We start from the raw sequence: 12,697 nt of genomic DNA on the forward strand, positions 1-12,697 counted from the left end.
TAAGCGATGGGGCGGCTTTTCGTCAGTTATGAGAAAAGAATAGAGGATAGCTGCCGGCGGCCATAGACGCTGGCAGGGTCCATCACGCCCCAGCTTTCAAAGAATTGCAGAAGCTGTTTGCGGGCTCCGTCATCATTCCATTCGCGATCACGTTTGATGATGGCGATCAGCTGGTCGACGGCCTCTTCGCGTTTGTTCTTGCCATTGAGCGCCACGGCCAGATCGAACTGGGCCTGATTGTCTTCAGGATTGGCTTCCAGCTTGGCTTGCAATTCTGCCAGATCGCCCAGATCTGCACTCTGTTCGGCTAGCTCAAGGCTGGCCTTGACGGCAGACACATCCTGCTCCTTGAGGGCTTCCTCGGGCAGGCTGTCAAACAGGGTGCGGGCCTTTTCAACTTCTTCATTGGCAAGCAGGCATTTGATCATGCCGACAACGGCAGGGAGATGGTCCGGAACCTGCTGCATGATGGCGCCAAAAATCTGCGCGGCTTCAACCGGATTGCCCGCTTCGAGCAATTCGTTGGCATGATTGCAGGCTTCTTCTACAGGATCGGCCTGCGGCTCACTGCCATTCTTTTCGATGAAGGCCTTGATCTGGCTTGGTGGCTGCACGCCCATGAAGCCATCCACCGGGCGGCCATCCTTGAAGGCGACCACGGCGGGAACGGACTGGATGCCCATCTGCTGTGGGATGGCGGGGTGATCGTCGATATTGAGCTTGACCAGCTTGACCCTGCCCTTGGCCTCGGTGACGGCCTTTTCCAGATCCGGGCCCAGCTGTTTGCAGGGGCCGCACCATGGTGCCCAGAAATCGACGAGGATGGTTGTGCTATTGGACGCTTCGATCACATCCTGCATGAATTCCTGCGTCGAGGTATCCTTGATAAGCGGGCCAGTGTCTTGCGCCGGCTTCGGAGCGGGAGTTGGCTGCGGAGCTGCGCCGAAAGATTGCGCATTAGAGCTCTGGGATGTGGTGTAGCTGGCGGACATGCCGCTTCCGTAGCCATATGTGGTGTTGCTCATCTGGACGGTCCTTTTCGTGAGGGACTGTGCCTGCCTTTGGATCTTGGACAGTGTCTAAGTCTGTTTGTCAAAGCCGCTATGTAACCGGGTTACATGCCTTGTGATTTGTCGTCCCCAATATGGGATAGTGGCACATTTTGTTCAATGCCCAATTGGCCTGAAAGGCGATTAACATGTCCGCCTTTCGGGCAGAGGCACAAAGATCCGGCTTGTCTCGCCTAGGCGTCTTCTTTTTCGAGCGCCAATATGGTCGGGCTATGACCCGTGCCTTCGAGAAAGCGCAGCAGATCCTGTTTCGAGATAGCCGTCGTGGCAGTATTTTCCAAAGGGTGGAAATTCACCAGATCCTGTTCCATTAGATTGGCGTCGAGCACCAGATTGATGGCGTGGTCTTCCTTGTCGTTGATCAGAGCAAAGGGGGTGACCGAACCGGGGCGCACACCCAGATGCTGCCACAACAGGTCTGCATTGCCAAAGCTGACGCGGCCGCAATCATATTTCCGATGAAAGCTTTTGAGGTCCACCTCCGTGTCATTGAGGCAGACAACCAGCATCATCTTGCCCTTCTTGTCCTTGAGAAAGAGATTCTTGGTGTGACCACCGGGCAGGTCTTCCTTGATCTTGTGGCTTTCGCTTACGGTGAAAACCGCCTCATGCTCATGAGTGGTGGTTTCTATGTCGAGTGCGGCGAAAAAATCAAAAAGATCTTGGCGGCTGCATTTTTCTGATGAGGTCATTGAACTGTGCTCTGGAAAGATTGATCAGGTCTGAAAATAGGGGCGGACGCTGTGATCCGATAGCATGGAGTGCTGTGTTGGGGCGAGTTAACTGTCTGTAAGGCCCGGCTTTCTCTCATCTAGCTAATAGAGTGAAGGGGCCGAACCTGCAAGGGATGACCCGTCGGAGAGGCGGCAAAGCGGCCAGCAAGTTTTTCACCGTTTGTGAAAAACTTGCACAGCCAGTGGGAAAAAATCATTTTTTGTAATTTCCCTGTTGCAATTGCTCCTCAGGTCGTACATATAAGCACCCACAGACGGCACGGAGCGCCGCAGCGAAGCAACGAAATGTTGCTAAGAGCTTGAAAAAGCTTAAGAGTTTCGCGGGTGTAGCTCAGGGGTAGAGCACAACCTTGCCAAGGTTGGGGTCGTGGGTTCGAATCCCATCGCCCGCTCCATTACATAAAAGGGTTCAGGAAATTTCCTGGGCCCTTTTTCGTTCACAATAAAGCCCTCATTCACAAGTCTGTTCACAATAGCCAACAGGCAAGGTGCGCAAAGCAAGCTTTGGCAGCGTTGCTCTACCACTGAGCGACACTCGCGAAATATCAGTTTCTAGGGGCCTTTCATCGCACGCAGTCTATATGACCTCTCCTTGCCACCCACCAAGGGGGGCTTGGGGGCTGCTCTATATTGCACTCGGGCTCAAAGATTTCTCGCCAAAATTATCAGGTTTTCCATCGTAAACGCCTATAGCACAATCATGATTGAACTATCAGACCAATCAATCTCTTGTGTATTCAGTCCTCCATACGGCTCTGAATATGGGAGATGATAAATGCCTCAATAGTTTTCGCTCCTGCTAACGACGCTTCTGGATAGCGATGGTTGGTAAATATCTAAAATATTTGAATGTTTTATTTATACCGCAAATGGGCCAGTCTACTTAGAGTTAATGGGTTAAGAATGGGAGAAGGAAATGGCGTTGAAAGGCGTTCCTGCGGTCAAAAATAAAGAAGGACTTGATCACTCACGCCGTTTCGAGTTGAGCCGGGCAATTGATAGCCGCTTAGTTCAAGATGCAATTGATCATTTATATGCTGATTATTTGGAGCGGCGACAAGGCAGGAAGCCCAATCAACGTGATATCCCCCGGATACGGTGCTATTTAGAAAAGCTGTATGCTGAGCTTGTTGTGGCTACGCAGGAGGACCATGAACTTTATTTGGGTTACAATAGAGCGGCGGCATATTTCAAGCGAGGCGGTGAGTATTGGAATCTTCTCAACGATAAGCCGCTTCTTTCTCGTAGGCTTTTCCTTGAATTGCCCCTAGAATTGTAGACACCTTGTCCCCTAAAAATGAGGCAAGGAGACGACGATGGCCCATATCCAATTCACTTAGAACACGATAAGCTCGCCCAGAGAAGAAGCCTTTTCAACGGTAGTCGCCCAGAACCGCTAAACCATCAAGCTCCTAACACCACGGCAAACGACAACCCCGAATGAATTAAAGACACTAGGCTCCCCTAAATTCGAACCATTTAGAACCCTAATATCTTGGACCCGTTGGACTAATCACATATCCCTTTTTCTCGATAGAAGGTATGGCTTAAGCGTTTCTCTATAATTTTACGCATGTCTCAGCAATTGATCGATATAATTTTCCTAAAACTCAATGTCTTTGGCCCACGGCATCGCTTCTTGCGCGCCCGAAGCCAGACAAGCCTTGGCGGATGCGACTACGGCCGTTTCGACTGCATCTTTGTAGGAAAGCTCGTTGTGCAATCCAGCAGCCAGATAACCGCAAAAGGTGTCCCCAGCGCCGACGGTATCAACAGGATCAATAGCCGGAGGTCGGATATGGCTGCTTTCGCCGACACCCGCGAGAATCGCGCCATCAGCCCCGAGTGTAAGAGCCAACGCCTTGCCTGTTTGCTGGCACCATTGTTCGGCAGCATTCGATGACGCTTCAAGGCCGGCAATTTTCTCGAACTCAGTTTCGTTGACGATAATCAGGTCAGCCTGCGCAACGGCATCCCCACTATCGGCCAACACAGGCGCGACATTGAGGATAGACATAGCTCCAGCCTGCTTTGCCATGCAAAGAGCCGTCAACGTGGCCTCTTGCGGAATCTCCTGTTGAAGCACAACGAGGTCGCTATTATTCAGACCTTGCAGATACTTCTTCACCATCTCTGAAGAAACAGCTTCATTGGCTCCGGGAAGCACAGCAATCGAGTTTTCACCCTTTGCGTCTATTTCAATGATCGCAATACCGGTCGGCATCTCCGTTCTTTCAACGCCCGAAAGATCAACGCCATCTTGAGCCAGGAATTTGGTCGCCAGTTCACCGTCCAAGTCTCTTCCCGAACAAGCGATCATACGCACCGGCGCGCCAGCACGCTGTGCTGCAACAGCCTGATTAGCTCCCTTACCGCCAGGACTTTTGACGAGCGAAGAGCCAAGGACAGTTTCACCCGGCAGAGGCAAAGCCTCCAGCCGAGCGACATAGTCCAGGTTAATAGAACCTACTATATATATCATAAGGTTGCTTAGCCCTTGAGTTCCATCTCTGAAAGCTTGCAGACACGGCGGCGGAATTCCTCGCTGGTAGAGAATTCCGCTTCCAGAAATGCTGAAACCAGATCTCGGGCCAGCCACAACCCAACAATTTGCGCCCCAATACAGAGAACGTTGACATTGTCATGTTCAACACATTGATGGGCAGAATGCACGTCATGCCCAACAGCAGCACGGATACCGGCCCTCTTGTTGGCGGCAATAGCTGCTCCCACCCCTGTGCCACAAACCATGATGCCCCTCTCCGCCTTGCCTTCGAGCAGAAAATCAACGAGCGCGTTGGCAACATCAGGGAAGTCGACTTCGCCAGCATCATAGCAGCCTACGTCAGTTACCTCGTGACCTAAAGCCTCGATATGCGTAACAATATCGGCCTTGAGCGGAAATCCCGCATGGTCTGAACCAATTACAATTTTCATATGTTTTATTCCGTTTGATCGTTTTCCGGTCTAAAGGTGACTATTCCTGATTGGTCAGCCTGTCGTATGTGCGGAACATGGCCTGGTTGCCATTGGATCCTTCTCCATGGGCTCGTGCTTCAAGATAGAGAGCTGTAGCCATCGCCAAACCAGGCAGGGCCAGCCCCTTCTCGAATGCGGCCTCGCCTGCGAGGCGCAAGTCCTTAAGCTGCAAATCGATCCGGAAGCCAGCACTGTCATCCTTGGCAATGACCTGAGGTCCAAGATTCTCAAGCATCCATGACGCGGCAGCCCCGCCCATCAGCGTATTACGCAATAGATCGAGGTCAGCACCCTGAGCACGACAGAGGGCAAAAGCTTCACACATGGCCTGAATATGAACACCAACCATCAACTGGTTGCACATCTTGAAGACCTGCCCCATGCCCAGTTTGCCGGCATGGGTGATCGTCGTTCCCATGGCACTGAGCACTGGCTGAGCCCGTTCAAAGGCCACATCAGAACCGCCACACATGATGGAAAGCGTACCGCCGATTGCCCCCTTGACGCCACCGCTAACCGGCGCATCTAACAGCTCAACGCCATTTTTAGCCAGTTGTTCTCCAATTGCCTGAATGCCCGATGCTGAAATTGTACTCATATCAATAACAAGCATGCCAGAAGGAAGGATATTCCCGATTCCGCCATCCCCCAGCAGCACACTCTGCACATGCGGTGTATCCGGAAGCATGGTGACAATGGCATCAACACCTTCAACTGCGTCAGCAAGAGTTTCGGCAACTTCGACTCCATCGCTGCGCAGGTTTTCTACCGCCACTGGGCTGAGGTCGAAGGCTTTGACAGAGAAACCCGATTTACGAAGGTTGGCAATCATAGGCCGGCCCATAACGCCAGCGCCAATGAAAGCGACAGATGACATACCCTCTACAGCTCGTTCAGTCATGTTGAGGATCCTTTCTTACGAGTTGATTTTCAAGAATAAAGAGAATTGAGATAGCCGCGGAAACAGGAATGATCAGGTAGACCCATCCAAGCGGTAGCCTTAGAACCGGGGTGAACTGACCAAAGGCACTCTCTGCGAATTCAATGCCGTACCAGGCAACGCCAGCCATGGAGATCACACACAGCAGATCAACCAGATGCCCGAAAACGCGTGCGGCAAGCTCGCCAAATCCTTCCACGATAATCGTGGTCGCCAAATGCGAGCGAAATCTGAAACCAAGAGCGATACCACTGAAGATAGCCACAACGAAGCAAGACATCAGGATGTCATCAAGCCAAAGCACTGACATGGAGAGTAGACTGCGAACAAAAACCTGAATGCCAACACAGAAGAACATGGAGGTCAAAGCCACTCCAAGCAGTACAGCCGTAATTTTCGCTAGCCAACGGCATAGGCTAAGATAGGGAGCAAACAGTCTCATGGCGTCACCCATGTCACGATAGAAGGGAAGATCCAGATCAGCATCGTCACGAAAAGCATTGCCAGAATGAAGGGTACGCATTCCCTGGCTACGTCCCAGACCCGTACGGGGCAGATTGACGAAACAACAAAGAGACACAACCCCACTGGCGGAGTGATCAGACCTATCGCGAGCACCACCAAGATAATCATTGTAGCAACCAGAGGATCAACACCCACCTGATTGAACAGGGGAATGATGATAGGCCCAGCCATAAGAATGGTAGTTGTTGTGTCAAGGAACATTCCCAAAACAAACATCAAGACTGAAACCGCTATGATGAAGCCAAGCGGAGAATCCGAAATTCCCAGTATCAGGTTACCAATCTGCGCAGGCACGCCGGCCACTGTCAGGAAAAAGGAAAATACTGTGGCACCACAGATGATGAACATGATTGTGGCACTTGTTATGCCCGCCTTTACGACGATCCGACCCAGTTGTGCAGGTTTCATTTCACGATAGACAACAAAGCTGACCACCAGGGAATAGGCAAGCACAACAACCGAGGCTTCCGTTGGCGTGAAAACACCACTCAGAATACCACCGACAATCAGAACTGGCGCTCCGATAGCCAAAAGACCATCCATCAGTGAGGAAACGAAATAGGAGGTATTAAAGGCTCGAAATCCCCTTTGATATCCCCTTTTCTGACAGATCCATGTACTGACCAACGACATGGCAACCGTGATCAGAATGCCCGGTATAATCCCTGCCATAAATAGCTCGTTTAGCGATTGTCCGGAAATGAAACTCCAGACAATCATGGGAATAGACGGCGGGATAATCATCCCTACGGGCGAGGTTGCGGCAGTAATGGCGGCACTATATTCCCGCGAATATCCTTCGCGCTCCATCGCAGGGATCATCACTGATCCAACAGCCGATGTGTCAGCCACCGCAGACCCTGAAATGCCGCCAAAGATCATCGAAGCACCGATATTGGCATTGGCAAGCCCACCTGGAAGAAACCCGAAGCAAGCATCGCAAAAGCCGATCAGTCGCTTGGAGATACCTCCAGCTTCCATCACAGCGCCCGCCAGAATGAAAAAGGGAATTGCCAAAAGGACATAGCTTTCCGAGCCTGCGACAAATCTCTGAATAACGATGAGAATTGGAAACTCAAGAAGCCACAGCCCCAAAGCTCCGGACAAAAGCAGAGCAAGAGCGATTGGAACGCCGCTCAACAGCAAAGCCATGAGCGCGCCCAACGCATAAATTGCTTCGGGAGACATCTGTTTATACCTCTAGTAAGAGAAGAGCCCTGGGTGGCTCTTCTCAGGTCTTTTGCGATCAGCGAGCTGCATCAATGGCATCGAGCCATTTGCCAGCTGCGTCGCCATATTCGCTCTTCAAGGCAGAGAGGCCCTTCTCTCGGAAAACAGCCAAGAATGCATCAAGGTCAATGTCGTCCGGCTTGATAAGCGTGATCTGATCCTTGATTTGATCCAGCAGCTTTTCTTCATCCTGCACGGCAATAGAAGGATATTCCGTGGCCACCTCAGAAGCTGCTCGGGTCACTGCATCTTGTTGGTCTTTGTCCAGCTTTTCCCATGCACGAGTACTCATGGACACCATATGCGGTGAGATACCCCAAGGCACCATGGACAGGGAATCCTGAACTTCATAAAGACGTGCCCCAACAATATTGCCAACAGGGTTATGCTGGCCCTGAACAACACCACGCTGAAGGGCAACATAAAGCTCGGAAAAATCGATTGGCGTAGGAATAGCACCAACAGCTTCGGCCATGATGTTGAAGGACGGAACGTTCGGATTACGGATCTTTACGCCTTTAAGATCCGATGGGGATTTGACCTCCACATCATTCATCGTGATATAGCGAAAGCCACCATGCGGAACGACGAAAAGAGTTTTAACACCCGCATCCTGTTCAAAGGCTTCCATAAGGGCTTTACCTTTGTCACTGGAGAAGAAGCTCGTGAAATGATCCAGGCTCGAATAGAGCATCGGGGCCTCAAGAGCGCCAGCCCAAGGCACAAAATAGGAAAATGTGCCAGCAACAGTCATGTCAAGAGTGCCACTGCGCACCCCATCCTGAAGCTGACGCTCGTTACCAAGCGTGCTCGAGTTGAAAATCTGGAGCTTGACGCTGCCTGCACTGTAGTCCTGCACCTTTTGGGCAAACAAATCCGCAATTGTCTGCTGAGGGCTAACTGGAGCCCCGACATGACCAAGACGCAACGTCACGTTACCGGCAAGGGCGGTTCCCGCCATCAAAGCGCTGGCCAACAAGGCTCCAAAAACTGGATTTACTAAAACTCTCATATTTTCCTCCCGTATGAGATTTTTCAATTTCGTGACTTAGCCACGCTGGAGAGACATCCTCATGCGAATGGCTCGTCCTATTTCGAAATGCTCACGAATGGCGGCTTCAGCCGCATCTGCATTTCCCTCCGTCAGGATGGTCAAGATCCGATAGTGATCATCGATAACCTGCTTGCGGGTTTCTTCATCTGCCCCGACAAACTCACGCCGGTCAAAATGAGATCGTTTGAGAAGGTCCGCGATAGCCACATAAAGAGTTCGCAGCGCAGGAGATGCGCTCGCCTCAACCAACGCCATGTGAAAATTGTAATCAGCCTGAGATCCGGCGACAGGATCAGTAATCGTGTCTGCGATCTCGTCGGCATAACGACGCATTTTTTCAAAACCAGAAATGGTCGAACGCGTCACAACAAGCCGGGCGGCCTGACATTCAACCGCAATTCGCGCTTCCATCACATCATCCCCTTGCTGCGCAAGAGCAAAACTGACGAAGTCACCCAAAACGTTGATGTCGGGTGTGCGCACGATCGAACCGACACCGTGGCGGATTTCGATAACACTCAAAATGGAAAGTGCCCTTAACGCCTCCCTAAGAACGGGACGGCTCACCTCAAGCATCTGACAAAGGTCTCGCTCGGGCAGCAGAACATCTCCTTCCTTAAGGGCACCAGACAGAAGCTGCTCCCGCAAAAAGTCCATCACACGTTGATAGCCGTTTGTTGTTTTTCTAGCTGTATCTGCCATAATTTTTCCCAAGAGATCGTCTGTGGTATGACCACTCAAACATAACTCATCTTCATTTGCAAGGGCAGCACCATAATGCTTAGCCGAAAGGACCAGATTGATATATTCAGGACGCCTTCACCTAAATAACTCGACGCGAAAGAGAGCTTGTTCTAGTCGCTCAGCAAATTGACTTGGAGAACTGAACTCTCCAAGGGTGTGTATTTTCCATACGCTGGTGAAACCCTGATTATCGTCGATCGACAGATCAGATGACCAGTGTTTCTCTTGAAAATCCAGCTATCGGCAAAAGAAAGAAGGCTGCATATCTTCTGCATAGTTCGGTTACTCACTCCCGAAAGGCTGCTTAAAGGAAGAGGATTTGGCGTCCTCGAATGTTCGCTCTTGCTCGCTTCATAAGAGGCTTCGCACCTGCAGGAAACGTCAGCAATCCGCCCTCGGCGGGCCAAAAATACTGCGCTTCAATCGAATGTCAGAAATGAGGAAGCTACCTTGTACAGAATTCTGAAAGTCAAATGACCGGATTGGGCCGAGGCTGTGTAAAAACTCAAAATTTTACAAAGCCGCCAGAAACGGTTTTTAAAACTCAGTAGTTTCAATGCAGCAGCAGCAATTACTTTCTTACTCAGTGTTTAACGAAGGAATGGCATTCTATTGAAATTCTCAATAATCGAGTTTCCACACAGCCTCGGCCGTCAACAGTCAAGAGAGGCTAGCGGCAAACAGATGCCACTAGCTCAATTTTCTATTTCAGAAATGCAGTCTGTGCGCAGTGAGGCATTCCAAACGGTCGGCAGTAGTCTCCGAAAATAGCTGTTAGAGGAGCTGTGAGCGGAAATAAGGCTAGTACAAACATAAGGAAGTCGCCGAGTTTGATAGCGATCCAAATCCAATAAATTCAGCCAATGGGTAGCAAGATATAGACGGCGAACATGGTGGTCGAAAGCATTGAACTTATGACGCTAGTAATTGTGATATTCATGATTTTTCCTTTCCGCCATTGGTTAGATGACGAACACGGGATCGGTCAAAGCTGAAAATTTCTCTGCAAAATTGACGTGATTTTCATCGCCTTTAGGTGCGAGATAACGTGTGTTTGGACTTTGATTGTTTGAGTGAGCCGCTAATCAAGAATGTCAATCACATCCTTGACATTCAAGTGCGTGTAGCGCTGAACGCTGCGTCTATCTCTTTGGTCGATCACCATCATGATTTGGGCTTGATTGAAGCCTTTCTTGGCAACAATCGTGCAACGGGTATGCCTGAGCTGATATATTCTTACATCTTCGTCTAACCCTGCGTCCCTCCTCGCTCGTCTTACAGCTGTGGTGACACTGTGAGGAGCAACAGGGAACAAGCGGGCGTTAGGGTGCTTCAGTCCCTTTTGGGCCTCAGCCAAAAGCTCACAAGCCCTGCTGGTTAGTGGAACGCTTCGATCCCCTTCCTTCCCGTGAATGACGTCAAGAAATCTCTCTGACAAATGCAGGTCTCTAAGTCGCAAACGAGTGATCTCTGTTCGCCTCATGGCAGTTTCGTATGCCAGTTCTATGATTGGTCGCATTCCAGAAGGGAGTGCATTGATCAGCAGTGCTAATTCCTTTGAAGTGACGATATGGGATCTTGGCGGCGTTGGTTTGGGGACAATGACAAACTCTGCTGGATTAGCGACAGGCGATTGTCCTTTGGATCTGGCTTCCCTATCAATCCAGCGAAAGACTCACCTTATAAAGACTAGATCGTCATGAACTGTCGTTGGCCCAACCTTTGTTGAGCGATCCTGTTTGAAGATGTTGATATCAGCAACCGTTATTTTGTCGTATGGCTTGTCCAATGCCGAATGGAATCCAATGATATCAACGCGACCGATTTTTAAATGTCGAGAAGGTTTACCAGCTAACACCACATCACAATAGAGTTGGCCCATCTCCCTCCATGTAGGCAGCGAGCCTTTCTTGCCTTTTAGTTGCGCCTCAATGCGTTCGGCCCATTGGTCCGCTTCTTTCTCTGTCGTAAAGGTTTTCGACAAAGAGGGCTGGCCTTTGGATCGAATTTGGATGTTCCATTTGCCGGATTTAAGCTGTCGTTTGGATGGCATGAGTTTACTCCTAAAATTGGTGTAAACCCTTCAGTCCTTGCCAAGGTTGGGGTCGTGGGTTCGAATCCCATCGCCCGCTCCATTACATAAAAGGGTTCAGGAAATTTCCTGAGCCCTTTTTGTTTTTGCGCCTTTTCAACAATTTGAAAGCCAGCCTTCGCTCCGGCGAACAGGCCGGCAATCCGTTGCTTTTTCTCGCTCCCTGATAGGGATGGGCGGGCTTTCTTGTTGTCAGGTGATTGTCATATCAAAGCCGGATCGGTGCGAAGCCGCAATAACTCGGGGTTATGGCACGTGGTTCTGCCCCTAGTAGGTTCTGTCTGCGGGCAAAGGATCTGCTGCCTGAGTCTGACTTTGCTCCTGGCTTTGTTCCTGAATATGCATCTGGATAGGGCGTTGAGATTGCTCTTGCAGTGTGTCCTTGTCTATTGTGACGATTTCCGGTTCAAGCTGGTTGGAGACGGATTCTCCGATTTCCTCGCCCTGTTCGTCAATCGGCATGACATCCACCGACACATTCACAAAATGATTGCCGCCTCCGAGGATGACACCGGAAATGGGGCTGACATCGCCAAAATCGCGGCCCACGGTGAGCGTGACATGTTCATCTGCGATGGTCTTGTTGTTGGTGGGGTCGAAATCGACCCATCCAGCTTCCGGACACCAGACAGAAATCCATGCATGGGACGCATCCGCCCCCACAAGGCGCGGCTGACCCTTGGGCGGATAGGTGCGCAGATAGCCTGAAACATAGCGCGCTGGCAGGCCAAGCGCCCTCAGGCAGGCAAGTTGCAAATGGGCAAAGTCCTGACAGACGCCGCTTTTCATCTCGAAGACTTGCGATACCGGCGTAAAAATGTCTGTGACGGTGCTGTTATAATCAAAATCGGTGAAAATGCGGCTGGTCAGTTCCATCACTCCTTCCAGCAGTGGACGTCCGGGCGGGAAGGATTCGGCCCCATAGGCGGCAATGTCCGAGGTGGGGTTGGTAAAAGGCGAATAGCAGGAGAATTCAGCCTGATCCACATGGGCCGCTTCGAACATGAGATCGCGCACGTTCTCCCATGAGGCGACAGATTTGGCCAGAAGGGGCGTGTGATCGCGGGTTATGGTGACGACGGTCTGCGCATTCATGGTCAAGACGCTGTGGTCTTCTTCCAGCGTCAGATGAATGGTGGAATTGCCGAAATAATCCTTGAAGTCACGGCGATGGGCAGGACGCGGCGTGATGGCGATGTCATGCTGCTCGATGATCTGCCCGTCGACGGCACAGGGGCTCAAATGCACCAGATGGTTGGATTGGGCAACCGGTGCTGAATAGCGATATTCTGTCTTGTGCGTTATCTTGTAGCGCATCGTTTTTCCATG

The 12,697-nt window shown here is 50.9% G+C and carries 13 protein-coding genes and 1 tRNA gene; 2 read left to right on the plus strand and 12 right to left on the minus strand.

From position 1 onward, the window contains the following. Positions 1-26: 26 nt before the first annotated feature. The gene (gene trxA / locus ACKPCT_RS18365; RefSeq protein WP_319567591.1) at positions 27-1,025 is read right to left on the minus strand and encodes a thioredoxin; all 999 of its coding nucleotides are present in this window, start codon (positions 1,023-1,025) and stop codon (positions 27-29) included. A 218-nt stretch (positions 1,026-1,243) separates the two neighbouring features. Further along, positions 1,244-1,762, minus strand: coding sequence for a prolyl-tRNA synthetase associated domain-containing protein (locus ACKPCT_RS18370; RefSeq protein ID WP_090074518.1), 519 nt, complete (start codon positions 1,760-1,762; stop codon positions 1,244-1,246). Positions 1,763-2,124: 362 nt separating this feature from the next. Between ACKPCT_RS18370 and ACKPCT_RS18375 the strand changes: the two genes are divergently transcribed. After that, a tRNA-Gly gene (locus tag ACKPCT_RS18375) sits at positions 2,125-2,199 on the plus strand. A gap of 521 nt (positions 2,200-2,720) precedes the next feature. Next, positions 2,721-3,083, plus strand: a complete 363-nt coding sequence (locus tag ACKPCT_RS18380; protein WP_319567592.1) for a hypothetical protein — start codon at positions 2,721-2,723, stop codon at positions 3,081-3,083. Positions 3,084-3,407: 324 nt separating this feature from the next. Here ACKPCT_RS18380 and ACKPCT_RS18385 read toward each other — a convergent pair whose 3' ends face one another. From ACKPCT_RS18385 to ACKPCT_RS18430, 10 genes are all read right to left on the minus strand, one after another. After that, positions 3,408-4,286, minus strand: a complete 879-nt coding sequence (locus ACKPCT_RS18385) for a ribokinase (RefSeq protein ID WP_319567593.1) — start codon at positions 4,284-4,286, stop codon at positions 3,408-3,410. An 8-nt stretch (positions 4,287-4,294) separates the two neighbouring features. Continuing rightward, positions 4,295-4,741 (minus strand): ribose 5-phosphate isomerase B, encoded by a 447-nt coding sequence (gene rpiB / locus ACKPCT_RS18390; RefSeq protein WP_319567594.1) that lies wholly within the window; start codon positions 4,739-4,741, stop codon positions 4,295-4,297. 40 nt (positions 4,742-4,781) lie between these two features. After that, positions 4,782-5,684 carry an NAD(P)-dependent oxidoreductase gene (locus ACKPCT_RS18395; protein WP_244544755.1) on the minus strand — a complete coding sequence of 301 codons (903 nt, stop codon included), beginning with the start codon at positions 5,682-5,684 and terminating at the stop codon, positions 4,782-4,784. After that, entirely contained in the window at positions 5,677-6,165 is a 489-nt protein-coding gene (locus tag ACKPCT_RS18400; protein ID WP_319567595.1) for a TRAP transporter small permease, read from the minus strand. The genes ACKPCT_RS18395 and ACKPCT_RS18400 overlap by 8 nt, the downstream gene beginning before the upstream one ends. Further along, positions 6,162-7,436, minus strand: coding sequence for a TRAP transporter large permease (locus ACKPCT_RS18405; protein WP_090074527.1), 1,275 nt, complete (start codon positions 7,434-7,436; stop codon positions 6,162-6,164). Before ACKPCT_RS18405 ends, ACKPCT_RS18400 begins: the two co-directional genes overlap by 4 nt. A 58-nt stretch (positions 7,437-7,494) precedes the next feature. Beyond that, positions 7,495-8,490: a DctP family TRAP transporter solute-binding subunit gene (locus ACKPCT_RS18410; RefSeq protein WP_319567596.1), complete on the minus strand. Its 996-nt coding sequence runs from the start codon at positions 8,488-8,490 to the stop codon at positions 7,495-7,497. A gap of 36 nt (positions 8,491-8,526) precedes the next feature. Then, positions 8,527-9,234 (minus strand): FadR/GntR family transcriptional regulator, encoded by a 708-nt coding sequence (locus tag ACKPCT_RS18415; RefSeq protein ID WP_090074530.1) that lies wholly within the window; start codon positions 9,232-9,234, stop codon positions 8,527-8,529. A gap of 1,123 nt (positions 9,235-10,357) precedes the next feature. Beyond that, positions 10,358-10,795: a tyrosine-type recombinase/integrase gene (locus ACKPCT_RS18420; RefSeq protein ID WP_407652431.1), complete on the minus strand. Its 438-nt coding sequence runs from the start codon at positions 10,793-10,795 to the stop codon at positions 10,358-10,360. 156 nt (positions 10,796-10,951) lie between these two features. Continuing rightward, on the minus strand, positions 10,952-11,329 hold the full coding sequence (locus ACKPCT_RS18425; protein ID WP_090074533.1) for a hypothetical protein: 378 nt from the start codon (positions 11,327-11,329) through the stop codon (positions 10,952-10,954). A gap of 306 nt (positions 11,330-11,635) precedes the next feature. Beyond that, positions 11,636-12,685, minus strand: a complete 1,050-nt coding sequence (locus tag ACKPCT_RS18430; protein ID WP_090074534.1) for a transglutaminase family protein — start codon at positions 12,683-12,685, stop codon at positions 11,636-11,638. Between the last annotated feature and the right edge of the window lie 12 nt (positions 12,686-12,697).

The sequence above is a fragment of the Cohaesibacter marisflavi genome (assembly GCF_963665895.2).
Classification (GTDB): Bacteria; Pseudomonadota; Alphaproteobacteria; order Rhizobiales; family Cohaesibacteraceae; genus Cohaesibacter; species Cohaesibacter marisflavi.

Bases quoted from the DNA above. Each gene is read 5' to 3' on its own strand.
- ACKPCT_RS18430 (WP_090074534.1), bottom strand. From the start codon at position 12,685: ATGCGCTACAAGATAACGCACAAGACAGAATATCGCTATTCAGCACCG.
- ACKPCT_RS18400 (WP_319567595.1), bottom strand. From the start codon at position 6,165: ATGAGACTGTTTGCTCCCTATCTTAGCCTATGCCGTTGGCTAGCGAAA.
- ACKPCT_RS18425 (WP_090074533.1), bottom strand. From the start codon at position 11,329: ATGCCATCCAAACGACAGCTTAAATCCGGCAAATGGAACATCCAAATT.
- trxA (WP_319567591.1), bottom strand. From the start codon at position 1,025: ATGAGCAACACCACATATGGCTACGGAAGCGGCATGTCCGCCAGCTAC.
- ACKPCT_RS18370 (WP_090074518.1), bottom strand. From the start codon at position 1,762: ATGACCTCATCAGAAAAATGCAGCCGCCAAGATCTTTTTGATTTTTTC.
- rpiB (WP_319567594.1), bottom strand. From the start codon at position 4,741: ATGAAAATTGTAATTGGTTCAGACCATGCGGGATTTCCGCTCAAGGCC.
- ACKPCT_RS18410 (WP_319567596.1), bottom strand. From the start codon at position 8,490: ATGAGAGTTTTAGTAAATCCAGTTTTTGGAGCCTTGTTGGCCAGCGCT.
- ACKPCT_RS18395 (WP_244544755.1), bottom strand. From the start codon at position 5,684: ATGACTGAACGAGCTGTAGAGGGTATGTCATCTGTCGCTTTCATTGGC.
- ACKPCT_RS18385 (WP_319567593.1), bottom strand. From the start codon at position 4,286: ATGATATATATAGTAGGTTCTATTAACCTGGACTATGTCGCTCGGCTG.
- ACKPCT_RS18380 (WP_319567592.1), top strand. From the start codon at position 2,721: ATGGCGTTGAAAGGCGTTCCTGCGGTCAAAAATAAAGAAGGACTTGAT.
- ACKPCT_RS18415 (WP_090074530.1), bottom strand. From the start codon at position 9,234: ATGGCAGATACAGCTAGAAAAACAACAAACGGCTATCAACGTGTGATG.
- ACKPCT_RS18405 (WP_090074527.1), bottom strand. From the start codon at position 7,436: ATGTCTCCCGAAGCAATTTATGCGTTGGGCGCGCTCATGGCTTTGCTG.
- ACKPCT_RS18420 (WP_407652431.1), bottom strand. From the start codon at position 10,795: ATGCGACCAATCATAGAACTGGCATACGAAACTGCCATGAGGCGAACA.